26 protein-coding genes are annotated in these 16,466 nt (G+C 62.7%); all 26 read right to left on the bottom strand.

Translation table 11 applies throughout. The features are described 5' to 3' along the window. Positions 1–74 precede the first annotated feature (74 nt). Positions 75–641, bottom strand: coding sequence for a DUF930 domain-containing protein (locus tag LB566_RS11905; protein WP_224624536.1), 567 nt, complete (start codon positions 639–641; stop codon positions 75–77). A gap of 113 nt (positions 642–754) precedes the next feature. Beyond that, on the bottom strand, positions 755–2,062 hold the full coding sequence (locus tag LB566_RS11900) for a replication-associated recombination protein A (protein WP_224624535.1): 1,308 nt from the start codon (positions 2,060–2,062) through the stop codon (positions 755–757). 44 nt (positions 2,063–2,106) lie between these two features. Beyond that, positions 2,107–3,597: a DegQ family serine endoprotease gene (locus LB566_RS11895; RefSeq protein ID WP_224624534.1), complete on the bottom strand. Its 1,491-nt coding sequence runs from the start codon at positions 3,595–3,597 to the stop codon at positions 2,107–2,109. Positions 3,598–3,774: 177 nt separating this feature from the next. After that, entirely contained in the window at positions 3,775–4,206 is a 432-nt protein-coding gene (gene rplQ, locus LB566_RS11890; protein WP_140548653.1) for a 50S ribosomal protein L17, read from the bottom strand. Positions 4,207–4,310: 104 nt separating this feature from the next. Next, positions 4,311–5,321, bottom strand: a complete 1,011-nt coding sequence (locus LB566_RS11885; protein ID WP_023682599.1) for a DNA-directed RNA polymerase subunit alpha — start codon at positions 5,319–5,321, stop codon at positions 4,311–4,313. Between the two features lie 101 nt (positions 5,322–5,422). After that, complete coding sequence (gene rpsK / locus LB566_RS11880; protein ID WP_006205444.1) at positions 5,423–5,812, bottom strand: 30S ribosomal protein S11; 390 nt, start codon at positions 5,810–5,812, stop codon at positions 5,423–5,425. Positions 5,813–5,950: 138 nt separating this feature from the next. Then, positions 5,951–6,319, bottom strand: coding sequence for a 30S ribosomal protein S13 (gene rpsM / locus LB566_RS11875; RefSeq protein ID WP_006205445.1), 369 nt, complete (start codon positions 6,317–6,319; stop codon positions 5,951–5,953). 191 nt (positions 6,320–6,510) lie between these two features. Then, positions 6,511–7,119 (bottom strand): adenylate kinase, encoded by a 609-nt coding sequence (locus tag LB566_RS11870; protein ID WP_140548655.1) that lies wholly within the window; start codon positions 7,117–7,119, stop codon positions 6,511–6,513. Beyond that, positions 7,116–8,456 carry a preprotein translocase subunit SecY gene (gene secY, locus LB566_RS11865; protein ID WP_140548657.1) on the bottom strand — a complete coding sequence of 447 codons (1,341 nt, stop codon included), beginning with the start codon at positions 8,454–8,456 and terminating at the stop codon, positions 7,116–7,118. Before secY ends, LB566_RS11870 begins: the two co-directional genes overlap by 4 nt. 191 nt (positions 8,457–8,647) lie before the next feature. Next, positions 8,648–9,121: a 50S ribosomal protein L15 gene (gene rplO / locus LB566_RS11860; RefSeq protein WP_140501273.1), complete on the bottom strand. Its 474-nt coding sequence runs from the start codon at positions 9,119–9,121 to the stop codon at positions 8,648–8,650. A gap of 22 nt (positions 9,122–9,143) precedes the next feature. After that, positions 9,144–9,341 carry a 50S ribosomal protein L30 gene (rpmD, locus tag LB566_RS11855; RefSeq protein WP_006205449.1) on the bottom strand — a complete coding sequence of 66 codons (198 nt, stop codon included), beginning with the start codon at positions 9,339–9,341 and terminating at the stop codon, positions 9,144–9,146. Positions 9,342–9,365: 24 nt separating this feature from the next. Then, positions 9,366–9,929 carry a 30S ribosomal protein S5 gene (gene rpsE / locus LB566_RS11850; protein ID WP_006333394.1) on the bottom strand — a complete coding sequence of 188 codons (564 nt, stop codon included), beginning with the start codon at positions 9,927–9,929 and terminating at the stop codon, positions 9,366–9,368. Between the two features lie 147 nt (positions 9,930–10,076). Then, positions 10,077–10,436 (bottom strand): 50S ribosomal protein L18, encoded by a 360-nt coding sequence (gene rplR, locus LB566_RS11845; RefSeq protein ID WP_224624533.1) that lies wholly within the window; start codon positions 10,434–10,436, stop codon positions 10,077–10,079. A gap of 139 nt (positions 10,437–10,575) precedes the next feature. Next, entirely contained in the window at positions 10,576–11,109 is a 534-nt protein-coding gene (gene rplF / locus LB566_RS11840; RefSeq protein WP_140501269.1) for a 50S ribosomal protein L6, read from the bottom strand. A 92-nt stretch (positions 11,110–11,201) separates the two neighbouring features. Further along, on the bottom strand, positions 11,202–11,600 hold the full coding sequence (gene rpsH, locus LB566_RS11835) for a 30S ribosomal protein S8 (RefSeq protein WP_006205453.1): 399 nt from the start codon (positions 11,598–11,600) through the stop codon (positions 11,202–11,204). Between the two features lie 12 nt (positions 11,601–11,612). Further along, complete coding sequence (gene rpsN / locus LB566_RS11830; protein WP_010909282.1) at positions 11,613–11,918, bottom strand: 30S ribosomal protein S14; 306 nt, start codon at positions 11,916–11,918, stop codon at positions 11,613–11,615. A 27-nt stretch (positions 11,919–11,945) separates the two neighbouring features. After that, complete coding sequence (gene rplE, locus LB566_RS11825) at positions 11,946–12,524, bottom strand: 50S ribosomal protein L5 (protein ID WP_008875670.1); 579 nt, start codon at positions 12,522–12,524, stop codon at positions 11,946–11,948. Continuing rightward, positions 12,517–12,831, bottom strand: coding sequence for a 50S ribosomal protein L24 (rplX, locus tag LB566_RS11820; protein WP_006205456.1), 315 nt, complete (start codon positions 12,829–12,831; stop codon positions 12,517–12,519). The genes rplE and rplX overlap by 8 nt, the downstream gene beginning before the upstream one ends. A 12-nt stretch (positions 12,832–12,843) precedes the next feature. Continuing rightward, complete coding sequence (gene rplN / locus LB566_RS11815) at positions 12,844–13,212, bottom strand: 50S ribosomal protein L14 (protein ID WP_006205457.1); 369 nt, start codon at positions 13,210–13,212, stop codon at positions 12,844–12,846. Between the two features lie 85 nt (positions 13,213–13,297). Beyond that, complete coding sequence (gene rpsQ, locus LB566_RS11810) at positions 13,298–13,537, bottom strand: 30S ribosomal protein S17 (protein WP_010909280.1); 240 nt, start codon at positions 13,535–13,537, stop codon at positions 13,298–13,300. A gap of 11 nt (positions 13,538–13,548) precedes the next feature. Further along, a complete protein-coding gene (rpmC, locus tag LB566_RS11805) occupies positions 13,549–13,749 on the bottom strand; it encodes a 50S ribosomal protein L29 (protein ID WP_006205459.1) in 201 nt (66 codons plus the stop codon). 13 nt (positions 13,750–13,762) lie between these two features. Then, the gene (gene rplP / locus LB566_RS11800; protein ID WP_027026963.1) at positions 13,763–14,176 is read right to left on the bottom strand and encodes a 50S ribosomal protein L16; all 414 of its coding nucleotides are present in this window, start codon (positions 14,174–14,176) and stop codon (positions 13,763–13,765) included. 27 nt (positions 14,177–14,203) lie between these two features. Beyond that, positions 14,204–14,932, bottom strand: a complete 729-nt coding sequence (gene rpsC / locus LB566_RS11795) for a 30S ribosomal protein S3 (RefSeq protein WP_140501263.1) — start codon at positions 14,930–14,932, stop codon at positions 14,204–14,206. Then, on the bottom strand, positions 14,932–15,321 hold the full coding sequence (rplV, locus tag LB566_RS11790; protein WP_006205462.1) for a 50S ribosomal protein L22: 390 nt from the start codon (positions 15,319–15,321) through the stop codon (positions 14,932–14,934). The genes rpsC and rplV overlap by 1 nt, the downstream gene beginning before the upstream one ends. 2 nt (positions 15,322–15,323) lie before the next feature. Then, on the bottom strand, positions 15,324–15,602 hold the full coding sequence (gene rpsS / locus LB566_RS11785; RefSeq protein WP_006205463.1) for a 30S ribosomal protein S19: 279 nt from the start codon (positions 15,600–15,602) through the stop codon (positions 15,324–15,326). Positions 15,603–15,618: 16 nt separating this feature from the next. Further along, the gene (gene rplB / locus LB566_RS11780; protein WP_140548661.1) at positions 15,619–16,452 is read right to left on the bottom strand and encodes a 50S ribosomal protein L2; all 834 of its coding nucleotides are present in this window, start codon (positions 16,450–16,452) and stop codon (positions 15,619–15,621) included. Positions 16,453–16,466: the final 14 nt, after the last annotated feature.

Raw genomic sequence — 16,466 nt, 5'->3', positions numbered from 1 at the left:
GTCTTTTGGGTTGCCACACAACGGCCACGGCATCGCGGCCGGCTGGCTGCCTTGTCAAGCTTGCCGGATTGGGCTCAACGCACCGCCGGCAAGCCAAGCTCATCCCATTTTTCCCTGGGCACGGGATCGCCAACGAGGAATTCAAAGCCGACGACGCTTTCGCCGCCCCCAGCCAGTTGGCATCTGAATTTCAGACCATACCATTTTCCGCGACTGCGGAAAGCCGCACCATTTGCGGCGATTGTCGTGCCGGTGACCTTTTCCTGTGCCGACGCATAAGGCACCACCCGATCCGGCTGGAAATCCGCGCGCCATTGACGGATCTGATCCATGGCCTCGAGATTGCACAGCTGCATCATGCGCTCATCCGAGGCGAAGGTTTTGAGATCGGCGCGCGCCTGCCGGCTGCGCGGGTCGGCGAGCGTCCTGGCCGACAGCATCTGCGTCGGGCGGATCATGGCTGGCGCAGAAGGTCGAGGCTGAACAGCGGTTGGAACGGGCGCCGGCGGTTCGGGAGTCGGCGCGGCCGATACCTCCGGCTCCAGCGGCGGCAGCGGCCTTGTCGAGGCCTCGAACTGTCGCGGGGTCAGGATGTCGACCGTCACCCGCTCTTCCACCGGCCCGCTCGGGGCTTTCGGCATTGGTATCGATACAATCGTGGCCGCGAGCAGCGCGTGCAGAAGAACCGACGTGGAGATGCCCCAAGGCGAAGCCTCGTTTCGGACCGCAACCGCTATCGGTCGCCGCAAGCCGGCTATTCCCGCTCTTTGCGCAGCTTTGCCCAGTAGTCGAGCCGCTTCCTGATGTCGCGCTCGAAGCCGCGTTCGGGTGGGTCGTAGAAGGTCTGACGGCCCATCTTTTCCGGAAAATAATCCTGGCCGGAAAACGCGTCAGGTTCGTCATGGTCGTAGCGGTAGCCGGCCCCGTAGTCTTCCTCCTTCATCAACTTGGTCGGCGCGTTGAGGATGTGCTTGGGCGGCAGCAGCGAGCCGTGCTCCTTGGCGGCACGCGTGGCGGCTTTGAAGGCGGTGTAGATGGCGTTGGATTTGGGCGCGGTGGCGAGATAGACGGTGGCCTCGGCGAAGGCGAGTTCGCCCTCGGGCGAACCCAGATAATCGTAGGCGTCCTTGGCCGCGTTGGCGACGACCAGCGCCTGCGGATCGGCCAGCCCGATGTCCTCCATCGCCATGCGCACCAGCCGGCGGCCGAGATAGAGCGGATCCTCGCCGGCGTCGAACATGCGCGCGAGATAGTAGAGCGCGGCGTCGGGATCAGAACCTCGCACGGATTTGTGCAGCGCCGAGATCAAATTGTAATGACCGTCCTGGCCCTTGTCGTAGATCGGCGCCCTACGCTGAATGATGCGCTGCAAGCCTTCGGGGCCGAACATCTCGCCTGCTTTGGCGGCGCGCCACACTTCTTCCGCCAGCGTCAGCGAAGCCCGACCATCGCCGTCGCTCATGCGGATGAGCATCGCCCGCGCCTCATCATCGAGTGGCAGCGCCCTGCCCTCCGTCTCCTCGGCCCTGGCCAGAAGCTTTGCTATGCTTTCCTCGCCGAGCGAATGGAAGACCAGCACGCGCGCACGCGACAGCAGAGCTGCATTGAGCTCGAAGGACGGATTTTCGGTGGTGGCGCCGACGAGCACGACGGTGCCGTCTTCCATGACCGGCAGGAAACCATCCTGCTGGGCGCGGTTGAAGCGGTGGATCTCGTCGACGAACAGCAGGGTCTGGCGGCCATTGGCGCGGCGCAGCTTGGCCGCCTCGAACACTTTCTTCAGGTCGGCCACGCCGGAGAAAACCGCCGAAATCTGCTCGAAGGCGAGGCTCGTTTCACCGGCGAGCAGACGCGCCACCGTGGTCTTGCCGGTGCCGGGCGGCCCCCAGAAAATCATGGAGCCGAGCGAACCGGAATTAATCAGCCGGGTCAGCGCGCCATCGGGGCCGGTCAGATGCTCCTGGCCGACGACCTCGCCAAGGTTTTTCGGGCGCAGCCTGTCTGCCAGCGGCCGGCCTGGCGGCGCCTTTTCCGGTTCATCGACACTGAACAGATCGGCCATGCACTTCTTTTGGGTTTGGAGCGCGATCCCTTCAGCGACCGGGCTCAGTAACGCAACACCTGGCGCAGTATCTGCCCGCCGCGCTCGACGGTAAAGCGCCACCAGCGTGTATCCTGCTGGGAAGCCTGCGCCAGCGTCGCCGCCGTATCGATTGTCGTGCCGTTGACCTCGCGCACGATGTCGCCCGGCTGGAAACCGAAATCGGCGGCCGGCGAATCGCGATTGATGTCGACCACGGTGACGCCCTTGATGTCGGTGCGCAGGCCGAGCTTCTGAGCCAGCCGCGGCGATAATTCCGCAACCTTGGCGCCCGAGAACGGGCTGCGGCCATGCAGCGTCACCTCCGAGGGTTTTGCACCCTCGGGCGCGCGTTCCAGCGCGATGTCCATCGCCGCCTGCTGGCCTTTGGTCAGCACCGCGAAATTGGCCTTGGTACCGATCGACAGCGTCGCCATGCGATAGTCCAGTGCCTCGATGCTCTCGACCGGCTTGCCGTTGATCTGCAGGACGACGTCGCCAGGCTTCAATCCGGCCTTGCCGGCTGGTCCGGCCTCGTCCACGGACGAGACCAGCGCGCCGGCCGGCTTTTCCATGCCGAGCGATTCAGCGATTTGCGGCGTCACTGCTTCGAACTCGGCCCCGATGTAAGGCCGCTCGAAGAAATCGAGACCGGCCTTGGCGGCATCGGCGAAAGCGCGCACCATGTTGGCGGGAATGGCAAAGCCGATGCCGATCGAGCCGCCGCTGCGGCTGAAGATGGCAGTGTTGATGCCGACCAGCTGGCCGCCCATGTTGATCAGCGCGCCGCCGGAATTGCCGGGATTGATGGCAGCGTCCGTCTGGATGAAATAACCCGAATCCGAAACGCCTATATGGCTGCGGGCAAGTGCGGAAACGATGCCGCTGGTGGTGGTCTGCCCGACGCCGAAAGGATTGCCGATGGCCAGCACCAGGTCGCCGACGTCGAGCGCATCCGAATCGCCGATGGCGATGACCGGGAATGGCTTGTCGGATTCGATCTTGAGCACGGCAAGATCGAGCGTCTCGTCCTTGAGCATCACCTTGCTGGTGAATTCGCGCCCGTCGGCGGTCGCGACCTTCACCTCGTCGGCATCCTTGATGACGTGGAAATTGGTGACGATGACGCCGCTCGGATCGACAAGCACGCCCGAGCCCAGCGAGGACTGCGCGCGCGGCTGCGCGCGACCGAAGAATTCTTCGAAGAACGGATCCCCTTCGAAGGGCGAAACGACCTTGGCCGTTTGCGAGGCATAGACATTGACCACGGCCGGCGCCGTCTGCTTGACCAATGGCGCGAACGACAACTGCACTTCCTCACGGCCGAACGGCACGCGCTTGTCGGGACCTGAGGTGGCGTTTTCACCCTCGACGCCGTGCAGCAGGTCGGTCAGTACGTCGGAGAGACCCGGATCGGCCTTGGGGGCATCCTCGGCCAGAGCCTGCCGGACTGTCGGCATGGTTGCGAACACCATGAAGGCGCAGAGCAGAACCAGGGACAGTCTTTTAGCGCGCATTGCGAATCCTCCGAGCGAGTTCGGGCGCATTGTCCCGACGAATGTGCAAAATAAAAGGCTAAGCCGCTGAAATCCGAATATTTTCACGCCGGCAGCCCAGTACGAGCGCGCCTGACACACTTAGACAAGCAAAAGGGGCCCGCGGGCCCCTTTAAATCACTTGGGAAAGACGAAGCCTTACGCGGCCGCGGCTTCCTCGTTGGCGCCTTCGGCTTCGAGGCGAGCGCGGTCGCCGGCACCCTTGGCGTCCGTGTCGCGGTCGACGAACTCGATGACCGCCATCGCGGCATTGTCGCCGTGGCGGAAGCCCGCCTTCATGATGCGCAGATAGCCGCCGTTGCGGGTGGCGTAGCGCGGCGCGATGGTGTCGAACAGGCGCTTGACGACGCCTTCATTGCCGATCTGCGCGATCACCTGGCGGCGGGCGTGCAGGTCGCCGCGCTTGCCGAGCGTCACCAACTTCTCGACGATCGGACGCAGGTCCTTCGCCTTCGGCAAGGTGGTGACGATCTGCTCGTGTTCGAGCAGCGACACGGCGAGGTTGGCGAACATTGACTTGCGGTGGCTTACGCTGCGGGCGAAGCGACGGCCTTTAAAACCGTGGCGCATGGCTCTTTTCCTTCTTCAGTTGTTCAAGAGGCCACGGCCTCTGATGGTTTTCCGCATGACCGTCGGATCGAGCGGCTCACGCCGCCGATCCTTGGAATTCATGCTCAATATTGGTCTTCGTAACGCTTGGCGAGGTCTTCGATGTTTTCCGGTGGCCAGTCCGGCACTTCCATGCCGAGGTGCAGGCCCATCGCCGCCAGGACTTCCTTGATCTCGTTCAGCGACTTGCGGCCGAAGTTCGGGGTGCGCAGCATCTCGGCTTCGGTCTTCTGGATGAGATCGCCGATGTAGACGATGTTGTCGTTCTTCAGGCAGTTGGCCGAACGCACCGAAAGCTCGAGTTCGTCGACCTTCTTGAGCAGCGCCGGGTTGAAGGCGAGCTCGGTGACGGCTTCGGTGGCGACTTCCTTCTGCGGCTCGTCGAAATTGACGAACAGGCCAAGCTGGTCCTGCAGGATACGGGCGGCGAAAGCCACCGCGTCCTCGCCCGAGATCGAACCGTCGGTCTCAATGGTCATGGTCAGCTTGTCGTAGTCGAGGACCTGGCCCTCACGGGTGTTCTCGACCTTGTAGGAGACCTTCTTGACCGGCGAATAGAGGCTGTCGACCGGGATCAGGCCGATCGGCGCATCCTCGGCGCGGTTGCGGTCGGCCGGCACGTAACCCTTGCCGGTGTCGACGGTGAATTCCATACGGATTTCAGCGCCTTCGTCCAGCGTGCAGATGACGTGGTCGGGATTGAGGATCTCGACGTCGCCCACCGTCTGGATGTCGCCGGCGAGAACCGCACCCGGGCCCTGCTTGCGCACGACCATGCGCTTGGGGCCGTCGCCTTCCATGCGGATGGCGATTTCCTTGATGTTGAGGACGATGTCGGTCACGTCCTCGCGCACGCCGGCGATGGACGAGAATTCATGCAGAACGCCGTCGATCTGTACGGCCGTGACTGCCGCCCCGCGCAGCGAAGACAGAAGCACGCGACGCAACGCGTTGCCGAGCGTGAGGCCGAAGCCGCGTTCGAGCGGCTCGGCCACCAGCGTGGTCAGCGTCTTCTTCTTCGACGAGAACTCGATCTTGTTCGGCTTGATCAGTTCCTGCCAATTTTTCTGGATCATGATGCTTTCCTTCCGTTGACCCGCCACCATCCAATCGTGGCGGGCGACCTGGAAAACCGCGGAGGAACGCTTCTGGCGTTCACGCGGCGTTCGGTAATTCCTTAGACGCGGCGCTTCTTGCGCGGGCGGCAGCCATTGTGCGGGATCGGCGTCACATCACGGATCGAGGTGATGGTGAAGCCGGCCGCCTGCAGGGCGCGCAGCGCCGATTCACGGCCCGAGCCCGGTCCGCAGACCTCGACCTCGAGCATGCGCATGCCGTGTTCCTGGGCCTTCTTGGCAACATCCTCGGCAGCCATCTGGGCGGCGAAGGGGGTCGACTTGCGCGAACCCTTGAAGCCCTGGGCACCAGCCGACGACCAGGCGATCGAATTGCCCTGCGCATCGGTGATGGTGATCATGGTGTTGTTGAAGGTCGAATTGACGTGGGCAACGCCCGACGAGATGTTCTTGCGTTCGCGACGGCGAACACGAGCGGCTTCCTTGGCCATGGTATTCCTTTCAGTTGATCTCTACACCGCCGTAATGCCAGCGGCTCCACCTAGGAAAGGCAGTAGGGAGTAAGGCAGTAAGGGAATAGGGAAAACGATCCCTACTGCCTTACTGCCCTATTCCCTTACTCCCCTAAATTACTTCTTCTTGCCGGCGATCGACTTGGCCGGGCCCTTGCGGGTGCGGGCATTCGTGTGCGTACGCTGGCCGCGAACCGGCAGCGAGCGACGGTGACGCAGGCCGCGGTAGCAGCCAAGGTCCATGAGCCGCTTGATATTCATCGACACTTCGCGGCGCAGGTCGCCCTCGACCTGGTAGTCGCGGTCGATCGTCTCGCGGATCTGCAGTACTTCCGCGTCGGTCAGCTGGTTGACGCGGCGCTCGGCCGGGATGCCGACCTTGTCGACGATTTCCTGGGCGAACTTCTTGCCGATGCCGTGAATGTACTGAAGCGCGATGACAACGCGCTTGTTGGTCGGAATGTTGACGCCGGCTATACGAGCCATGTTCTTCTCATCTCCATGTGGGCCGGACAAGCCGGCGTTGTCTGCGTTGCCCCGCGTCCGGTGGAGGCCGGCCCTTGCGGGAGTTTCCTGGTCAAAAACGGCTGCCCTGCCCTTGCGGGCAAGCAAACTCCATGCCTGACAGGAAGACGGGCCGCCATACCCCAGCGGACCGCTTCAGTCAAGCACAATCTCTATTTGGCCGCGGCGGCCTCTTTCACCGTCGCCGCGAGCACGGCTTCGATCTCCGACGTCACGGCATCGATACCAGCCATGCCGTCCACGCTCTTCAGCCGGCGCTTGGCATAATAATAGCCGATCAGCGGAGCGGTCTTCTTGTAATATTCCCGCAGGCGCTCCTCGAACACCGCCGGATTGTCGTCCTTGCGCACCGGCTGACCGGCTGCCTTGGCCTCATCGGCTCGCTTGACGATACGGCCGACCAGCGCCTTGTCGTCGACGACAAGCTCGATGACGGTGTCGAGCCCGATGCCACGTTCGTCAAGCATCGATTCAACCGCATCAGCCTGCACCAGCGTACGCGGGTAGCCGTCGAGGATGAAACCATTGGCGCAATCGGGCTGGTCGATGCGCTCGGCCACGATGGCGTTGACGATGGCATCCGAGACCAGCTCGCCGGCATCCATGACCGCCTTGGCGCGCTTGCCGACTTCGGTACCGGCCTGAACCGCGGCGCGCAGCATGTCGCCCGTGGAAAGCTGGGGTATGCCGTGTCTCTCTACCAGTCTTTGTGCTTGTGTCCCCTTGCCCGCTCCTGGCGGCCCAAGCAAAATCAACCTCATCTGGCTTTCTTCCCCCCGCGCAGCTTCGACTTCTTGATCAGGCCTTCATACTGGTGCGCGATCAGGTGGCCCTGAATCTGCGCAACCGTGTCGAGCGTGACACTGACCACGATCAGAAGCGATGTGCCACCGAGGTAGAATGGTACGCCAGTCGCCGAGATCAGGAACTCCGGCAGCAGACAGACCAGCACCAGATAGATGGCGCCGACGACAGTGATGCGGGTAAGAACGTAGTCGATGTAGTCGGCGGTGCGCTCGCCCGGACGGTAGCCGGGGATGAAGCCGGAATGCTTCTTGAGCTGGTCGGCGGTGTCCTTCGGGTTGAAGACGATCGCGGTGTAGAAGAAGGCGAAAAACACGATCATCGCGGCGTAGAACAACATATAGAGCGGCTGGCCATGGCCGAGCGAGGCCAGGACGGTGCTGGCCCAGGCCGGCATGTTCGTGGTCTGCGAGAAGCCGGCGACGGTCGCCGGCAGCAAGAGCAGCGACGAGGCAAAGATCGGCGGGATCACGCCCGACGTGTTGAGCTTGAGCGGCAGGTGCGAGGTGTCGCCCTGGAACATGCGGTTGCCGACCTGGCGCTTCGGATACTGGATCAGCAGACGCCGCTGGGCGCGCTCGAAGAAGACGATGAGCGCGATGACGACGATGGCCAGCACGATGATCGCCAGGATCAGTCCGGTCGACAGCGCTCCGGTGCGGCCGAGTTCCAGCGTGCCGGAGATGGCATGCGGCAAGCCTGCGACGATGCCGGAGAAGATGATTAGCGAAATGCCGTTGCCGATGCCGCGCGCGGTGATCTGCTCGCCGAGCCACATCAGGAACATGGTGCCGCCGACCAGCGTGACGACGGTCGAGATGCGGAAGAACATGCCGGGATCGCTGACGATGCCGTTGCCGCCTTCAAGCCCAACCGAAATACCATAGGCCTGCACCAGCGCCAGGAGCACCGTGCCGTAGCGCGTGTACTGGTTGATGACCTTGCGGCCCTGCTCGCCTTCCTTCTTCAGCGCTTCCAGCGACGGGATGACCGAGGTCATCAGCTGCATGATGATGGAGGCGGAAATGTAAGGCATGATGCCGAGCGCGAAGATCGCCATGCGTTGCACGGCGCCGCCAGCGAACATGTTGAACATGCCGAGCACGCCCTTGCTCTGCGAAGAGAAGGCCTGGGCGAAGGCGTCGGGATTGATGCCGGGAAGCGGGATGTAGGTGCCGAGGCGGTAGACGAGCAGCGCGCCGACGGTGAACCAGATTCGTTTCTTCAGGTCCTCCGCTTTGGCGAAGGCCGAGAAATTCAGATTCGAGGCTAGTTGTTCAGCAGCCGAAGCCATGCCCGATTCTCCGCTTGGTCACGCTTGATGGCCCTAAGGTCAGGCGGCGCGTGTCACCGAAGCTCACGAGATAAGCTCCGGACTGTAAACATGCAAGCGGCCGCGTTGACGCGGCCGCCATATTGAACAGGTCGAAGCGCGATCGAAAGCAAAACCGGATCCGGCCTTGCCGACCGCGCTTCAAATTACTGTTACTCGGCGGCCGCCTCTTGCGGCAGCTTGACCGAGCCGCCGGCCTTTTCGATCTTCTCGATCGCGGCCTTGGAAGCGCCGGCGACGTCAAAGGCGAGCTTTGCCTTGAGATCGCCGTCCGACAGCACACGCACGCCGTCCTTCACGCGACGGATGACGCCGGCGGCGACCAGCGCCTCGGCCGTCACGGTCGCCTTCGCGTCGAGCTTCTTAGCGTCCACAGCGGCCTGGATACGGGCCAGCGAGACGACGGTGAAGCTCTTGGCGAAGATGTTGTTGAAGCCACGCTTCGGCAGGCGCCGATAGAGCGGCATCTGGCCACCCTCGAAACCGTTGACGGCAACGCCGGAGCGCGCCTTCTGGCCCTTGACGCCGCGACCGGCGGTCTTGCCGGAACCGGAGCCGATGCCGCGGCCGAGACGCTTCTTCGAATGCGTCGCGCCGTCCTTGTCACGCAGATCGTTGAGTTTCATCTTGCTTCTCCTGCGCCTGTGCTCAGCCCTCGTCCACGACGCGGACGAGATGCTGGACGGCAGCGATCATGCCGCGCACGGAAGGCGTATCTTCCAGCGTGCGCTGCTTGTGCATCTTGTTGAGGCCGAGGCCGACCAGCGTCGCGCGCTGCTCCTTCGGGCGGCGGATCGGCGAACCGATCTGCTCAACGGTGATGGTCTTGGTTGCTTTCTTGGCCATGGTCAAAATCCCTGGTCAGATCGACTATTCTTCAGCCGCGACGGCGGTGCCGCGGCGGGCCTGAAGGGTCGAATACTTGATGCCGCGCGCGGCAGCCACATCCTTGGGATGCATCTGGCTCTTCAGCGCGTCGAAGGTGGCGCGAACCATGTTGTAGGGGTTCGACGAACCCATCGACTTGGCGACCACGTCATGCATGCCGAGCGTCTCGAAGACGGCGCGCATCGGGCCGCCGGCGATGATGCCGGTACCCTGCTTGGCGGCGCGCAGCAGAACGCGGCCTGCGCCCCAGCGCCCCTCGACGTCGTGGTGCAGCGTACGGCCCGAGCGCAGCGGCACGAAGATCATGTCGCGCTTGGCCGATTCGGTCGCCTTACGGATGGCTTCCGGCACTTCGCGCGCCTTGCCGTGACCGAAGCCGACACGGCCCTTCTGGTCGCCGACGACGACGAGTGCTGCAAAACCGAAGCGGCGGCCGCCCTTGACGACCTTGGCGACACGGTTGATGTGGACGAGCTTGTCCACCATGCCGTCATCGCGCTCTTCACGATCGCGGCCGCGGCCGCCATCCCTACGTTCCTGTGCCATATCCTGTTCCTTGTTCTTTTCCGGAAGCACGGGTTGCTGAATGCCGACGCCTCATTGCGGGTCGCCGACGGTGAAAATCATCACTCCCTTGCATGATCCTTTCCGAAAAGTCTGCAACTTTCTGCCGACCTTCGGTCCGGATCAGGCTTAGAAGCTCAAGCCGCCTTCGCGAGCGGCCTCGGCCAGCGCCTTGACCCGGCCGTGATAGATGTACGGGCCGCGGTCGAAGACGACTTCCTTGACGCCCGCCTTGGCGGCGCGCTCGGCGATCAGCTTGCCGATCGCGGCAGCGGCAGCGGTATCGGCACCGGTCTTGAGCGAACCCTTGAGGTCCTTCTCAAGTGTCGAGGCGGCAGCGATGGTGTGGCCCTTGGCGTCGTCGATGACCTGGACGTAGATGTTCTTCGACGTGCGGTGAACCGACAGGCGCGGACGCTCGCCGGCGACCTTCCTGATCTGGCGGCGGACGCGCTGCGCGCGGCGCTGAGTTGCTTCCTTGGTACCCATGACGGTCTTCCTTGCCTTCAGAAAACGGGGGCCGCCCTGTGCGGCAGGCGAAAGCGCCTCCCGCGACCGCTCCCCGCGGCGTTACACTTCCTGGCTTGGCCCCCTTCCGAAAGTCTGCACCTTCTCGGGACCAAACCCACTACTTCTTCTTGCCTTCCTTGCGGACGATCTTCTCGCCTGCATAGCGGACGCCCTTGCCCTTGTAGGGCTCGGGACCACGGTATTCGCGGATCTCCGCGGCCACCTGGCCAACCTGCTGCTTGTCGATGCCGGCCACGGTGATTTCGGTCGGCTTCGGCACGGTGATGGTGATGCCTTGCGGCGTCTCGTAAACGACATCGTGGCTGAAGCCGAGCGCCAGCTGCAGGTTCTTGCCCTGCAAGGCGGCGCGATAGCCGACGCCGGTGATCTCGAGCTTCTTCTCGAAGCCGTCCTTCACACCCTGCAGGATGTTGACGATCTGCGTGCGCGACATGCCCCACTTGGAGCGGGCGGTCTTGGACTGGTCGCGCGGCTCGACAGCGATCTCGCTGCCTTCCATCTTGACCAGCACTTCGTCGTTGACCACGAACTTCAGCTCGCCCTTGGGGCCCTTCGCCGTCACGGTCTGGCCGTTGACGGTCGCGGTCACGCCCTGCGGCAGCGAAACGGGTTTCTTTCCAATACGAGACATTTTGTTGTCCTCGTCACTTCTCTTGTTTCAGGTCTCTGTCTTCGGAACGATCCGAAGACCGGATTCCATTTTTTCGGGATCACGCTGCCGGATCAGAAGATCTGGCAGAGGATCTCGCCACCGACGTTCTGTTCGCGCGCTTCGTGGTCGGCCATCACGCCCTTGGGCGTCGAAAGGATGGCGATACCGAGGCCGTTGGCGACATGCGGGATCGACTTTGCCGAAACGTAAACGCGGCGGCCCGGCTTCGAGACGCGGGCGATTTCGCGCACCACCGGCGCTCCGTCGAAATACTTCAACTCGATCTCGATTTCGGACTTGCCGTTGTCGAAATCAGTCTGGCTGTAGTCGCGGATATAGCCTTCAGCCTTCAGAACGTCGAGGACACGGGTGCGCAGACGCGAGGCCGGCGTGGACACGCTCGACTTCTTGCGGCCGTAGGCGTTGCGGATGCGGGTCAGCATATCGCCGAGAGGATCGCTCAATGACATGTTATGTCCTCCTTACCAGCTCGACTTGACCAGGCCCGGGATCTGGCCGTTATTGCCGAGATCACGAAGCGCGATGCGCGATACTTTGAGCTTGCGATAGTAGGCGCGCGGGCGGCCGGTGACTTCGCAGCGGTTGCGGATGCGGATCTTGGCCGAGTTGCGCGGCAGGGCAGCAAGCTTGAGCTGAGCGCGGAAGCGCTCTTCCATCGGCTTGGACTGGTCCATGATGATCGCCTTCAGGGCAGCGCGCTTGGGACCGTACTGGTCGGCAAGCTTGCGGCGCCTGTTGTTCTTTTCGACTGAGCTGGTCTTTGCCATTTCAGATTTTTCCTTTTCTCGCTGCCGTTACTGGCGGAAGGGGAAGTTGAAGGCCTTGAGCAGTGCCCTGGCTTCGTCGTCCGTCTTCGCAGTCGTACAAACGATGACGTCCATGCCCCAGATCTGATCAACCTTGTCGTAGTTGATCTCCGGGAACACGATGTGTTCCTTGATGCCCATGGCGTAGTTGCCACGGCCATCGAAGCTCTTCGGATTCAGGCCGCGGAAGTCGCGGACGCGCGGCAACGCGATGTTCACGAGGCGGTCGAGGAACTCGTACATGCGTTCCTTGCGCAGCGTGACCTTGGCGCCGATCGGCATCTTCTCGCGGACCTTGAAGCCAGCGATCGAATTGCGGGCGCGGGTGACGACGGCCTTCTGGCCGGCGATCATCGCCAGATCCTCGGCCGCGATCGAAGGCTTCTTCGAATCGCCGGTCGCTTCACCAACACCCATGTTCAGCACGATCTTGTCGATGCGCGGAACCTGCATCTCGTTCTCGTAGCCGAACTGCTCCTGCAGGGCCTTGCGGATGGTCTCGTTGTAGACCTGCTTGAGGCGCGGCGTGTTCTGGGCGGTCGCCTGCTTGGTTTGAGCCTTAGCCATTGATGACTTCTCCCGAGCGCTTGGCGACGCGCACCTTCTTGCCGTCCTTCTGGAAGATGAAGCCGACGCGGGTCGGCTTGCCATCCTTGGGGTCGGCCAGCGCGATGTTCGACAGCTGGATCGGCGCTTCCTTGGTGATGATCCCGCCCTCTTGGGACTGGGACTGCTTCTGGTGACGACGGATCATGTTGACGCCGCGCACCAGCGCGGTGTCGTCCTTCGGCTGAACCGACAGGACTTCGCCCGAACGGCCCTTGTCCTTGCCAGCCAGCACGACGACCTTGTCGCCTTTTCTAATCTTCTGCATTGGTCCGGCTCCTTACAGCACTTCAGGCGCGAGCGAGATGATCTTCATATGGTTCTTGGCGCGGAGTTCGCGCGGAACCGGTCCGAAGATACGCGTGCCGATCGGCTCTTTCTTGTTGTCGACGAGAACGGCCGCGTTCTTGTCGAAACGGATCACGCTGCCGTCCGGGCGGCGGATGTCCTTGGCCGTGCGAACCACGACCGCCTTCATCACATCGCCCTTCTTCACGCGGCCGCGCGGGATGGCTTCCTTGATCGACACCACGATGATGTCGCCTACGGAAGCGTATTTCCGCTTCGAGCCGCCCAGCACCTTGATGCACATGACACGACGGGCGCCGGAATTGTCCGCGACGTCGAGGTTTGTTTGCATCTGAATCATGACTGGCCGCCTTCTTCTTTTCTAACGGGACGGGTTCTTCACCCTTCCCCGGTCTGTCCAAAATTCGTTTGTTTACGTCCAGAGATCAGGCTTGGTCCGAAGACACGACGATCCAGCGCTTGTCCTTGGAAATCGGCTTCGATTCCTGGATGAACACCTGATCGCCGACCTTGTGGGCGTTGTTCTCGTCGTGCGCCTTGTACTTTTTGGTCATGCGCACGGTCTTCTTCATCACGGGATGCGTGAAGCGCCGTTCGACCTTGACGACAACCGTCTTCTCGTTCTTGTCGCTGACGACGGTGCCCTGCAGAATGCGCTTTGGCATGGTTTTCGTCCTTAAGCCTTCTTAGCCGCGGACTTTTCCGCAGCGATGGTCTTGATACGCGCAATGTCCTTGCGGACCTGCCTCACGCGCGCGGTCTTTTCGAGCTGGCCGGTCGCCTTCTGGAAGCGTAGGTTGAACTGCTCCTTCTTCAGGCTGGCCAGGTCGTCGGTCAGCTGGTCCTGGGTCTTGGTCCGGATGTCTTCGGCTTTCATGATCAGCCCGTCCTTATTCTGCGATGCGCTGTACGAAGCGCGTCCTGACCGAGAGCTTGGCCGCGCCGAGACGCAGTGCCTCACGGGCGGTTTCTTCATTGACGCCGTCGATCTCGAACATGATCCGGCCCGGCTTGACGCGCGCCGCCCAATAGTCGACCGCGCCCTTGCCCTTGCCCATGCGGACTTCGGTCGGCTTCGAGGTGACCGGCAGATCCGGGAAAATACGGATCCAGACACGGCCGGCGCGCTTCATCTCGCGGGTGATCGCGCGGCGAGCCGCCTCGATCTCGCGCGCGGTGACGCGGTTCGGCTCAAGCGCCTTCAGCCCGAAACCACCGAAATCCAGATTGGTGCCGCCCTTGGCGGTACCGTGGATGCGGCCCTTGAACTGCTTACGGAACTTTGTGCGCTTTGGCTGCAGCATCGTTCTAACTCCAAATTCCTAAATGTCTCAGGCGTTTTCGCGACGACGACCGCGTTCGCGATCACCACCACCACCGCCATGCGCATGATCGCCCTCGGTCGCGCGGCGCTCCGAAGCCATCGGGTCGTGCTCGAGGATCTCGCCCTTGAACACCCAGACCTTGACGCCGCAAATGCCGTACGCCGTATTCGCCTCGGCCGTGCCGTAGTCGACATCGGCGCGCAGCGTGTGCAGCGGCACGCGGCCTTCGCGGTACCATTCCATGCGCGCGATTTCGGCGCCGCCGAGACGGCCCGAGCAGTTGATGCGGATGCCTTCGGCACCGAGGCGCATCGCCGACTGCACGGCACGCTTCATGGCGCGGCGGAACGCGATGCGGCGCTCGAGCTGCTGGGCGATCGACTGGGCGACCAGGGTCGCGTCGATCTCCGGCTTGCGCACTTCGACGATGTTGAGGTGCGTCTCGGACTTGGTCATCTCCATCAGCTTCTTGCGAAGCTTCTCGATGTCGGCGCCCTTCTTGCCGATGATCAGACCCGGGCGCGCGGCATGGATGGTGACGCGGCACTTCTTGTGCGGACGCTCGATCACGACCTTGGAGATGGCAGCCTGCTTGAGCTCCTTCTCGAGGTACTTGCGGATCTTGATGTCCTCATGCAGCAGCTTGCCGTACTCGCCGGTGTTCGCGAACCAGCGCGAATCCCAGGTGCGGTTGATGCCGAGGCGAAGACCGATCGGATTGACTTTCTGGCCCATTATGCGGCCTCCCCTTTTTCTTCGACTTCACGAACGACGATCGTGAGGTGCGAGAACGGCTTCTCGATACGGCTGGCGCGACCACGGCCCCGGGCATGGAACCGCTTCATGACGATCGACTTGCCGACATAGGCTTCCGCCACGATCAGCGCATCGACGTCAAGGTCGTGGTTGTTTTCCGCGTTGGCGATCGCCGATTCCAGCGTCTTCTTGACCGTGCCGGAAATCCGCTTGGCCGAGAATTCCAGGTCGGAAAGCGCTGTCGCGACCTTCTTGCCGCGGATCAGCGCGGCAACCAGGTTCAGCTTCTGCGGGCTGATACGGATCGTGCGCAGAACGGCGCGCGCTTCGTTGTCAGCAAGCCTGCGCGGAGCTTTGGCCTTGCCCATGATTATTTCCTCTTCGCCTTCTTATCCGCGCCGTGACCGTAATAGGTCCGCGTCGGAGCGAATTCACCGAACTTGTGACCGACCATGTCCTCGTTCACCGAGACGGGAACATGCTTCTGGCCGTTGTAGACACCGAAGGTGAAGCCGACGAACTGCGGCAGGATGGTAGAGCGACGGCTCCACATCTTGATCACCTCATTGCGACCACCTTCACGAACCTTGTCCACCTTCTTGAGAAGGTAGCCGTCGATGAAGGGGCCTTTCCAAATAGAACGAGTCACTTGGCGTTACCTCTTCTTAGCTCTTGCGCTGATGGCGCGAGCGCAGGATGAACTTGTCGGTCGCCTTGTTGGACCGCGTCTTCTTTCCCTTGGTCGGCTTGCCCCACGGCGAGACCGGATGGCGGCCACCGGAGGTGCGGCCTTCACCACCGCCATGCGGGTGGTCGACCGGGTTCATGGTCACGCCGCGATTGTGCGGGCGCTTGCCGCGCCAAACCGTGCGGCCGGCCTTGCCGTCGTTGATGTTGCCGTGGTCCGGGTTGGACACGGCACCGACGGTGGCCATGCAGGAGCCGTGAACGACACGCTGCTCGCCCGAGTTGAGGCGCAGGATCGCCATGCCCTGGTCGCGGCCGACGAGCTGGGCGTAACCACCAGCCGAACGGGCGACCTGGGCGCCTTTGCCCGGCTTCAGCTCGATGTTGTGGACGATCGTGCCGACCGGCATCGAGGCCAGCGGCATCGCATTGCCCGGCTTCACGTCGACCGCTTCGCCGGACACGATCTTGTCGCCGGCGGCAAGGCGCTGCGGAGCGATGATGTAGGACAGCTCGCCATCGTCATACTTGATCAGCGCGATGAAGGCGGTGCGGTTCGGATCGTATTCAATGCGCTCGACCGTGCCGACGACGTCGAACTTGCGGCGCTTGAAATCGATGATGCGGTACGAACGCTTGTGACCGCCGCCGATGAAGCGGGCAGTGATGCGGCCGTAATTGTTACGGCCGCCCGACTTGGTCAGGCCCTCGGTCAGGCCCTTGACGGGCTTGCCCTTGTAGAGGCCCGAGCGGTCGACGATGACCAGCTGACGGGTGCTCGGCGTTATCGGGTTGAATTTTTTAAGTGCCATTGTCCTGTCCTCGC

The sequence above is a fragment of the Mesorhizobium sp. CA13 genome (genome assembly GCF_020165235.1).
Classification (GTDB): domain Bacteria; phylum Pseudomonadota; class Alphaproteobacteria; order Rhizobiales; family Rhizobiaceae; genus Mesorhizobium.
Note: the sequence above shows the minus strand (reverse complement) of the source record. Positions and strands in the feature narration are given on the sequence as shown.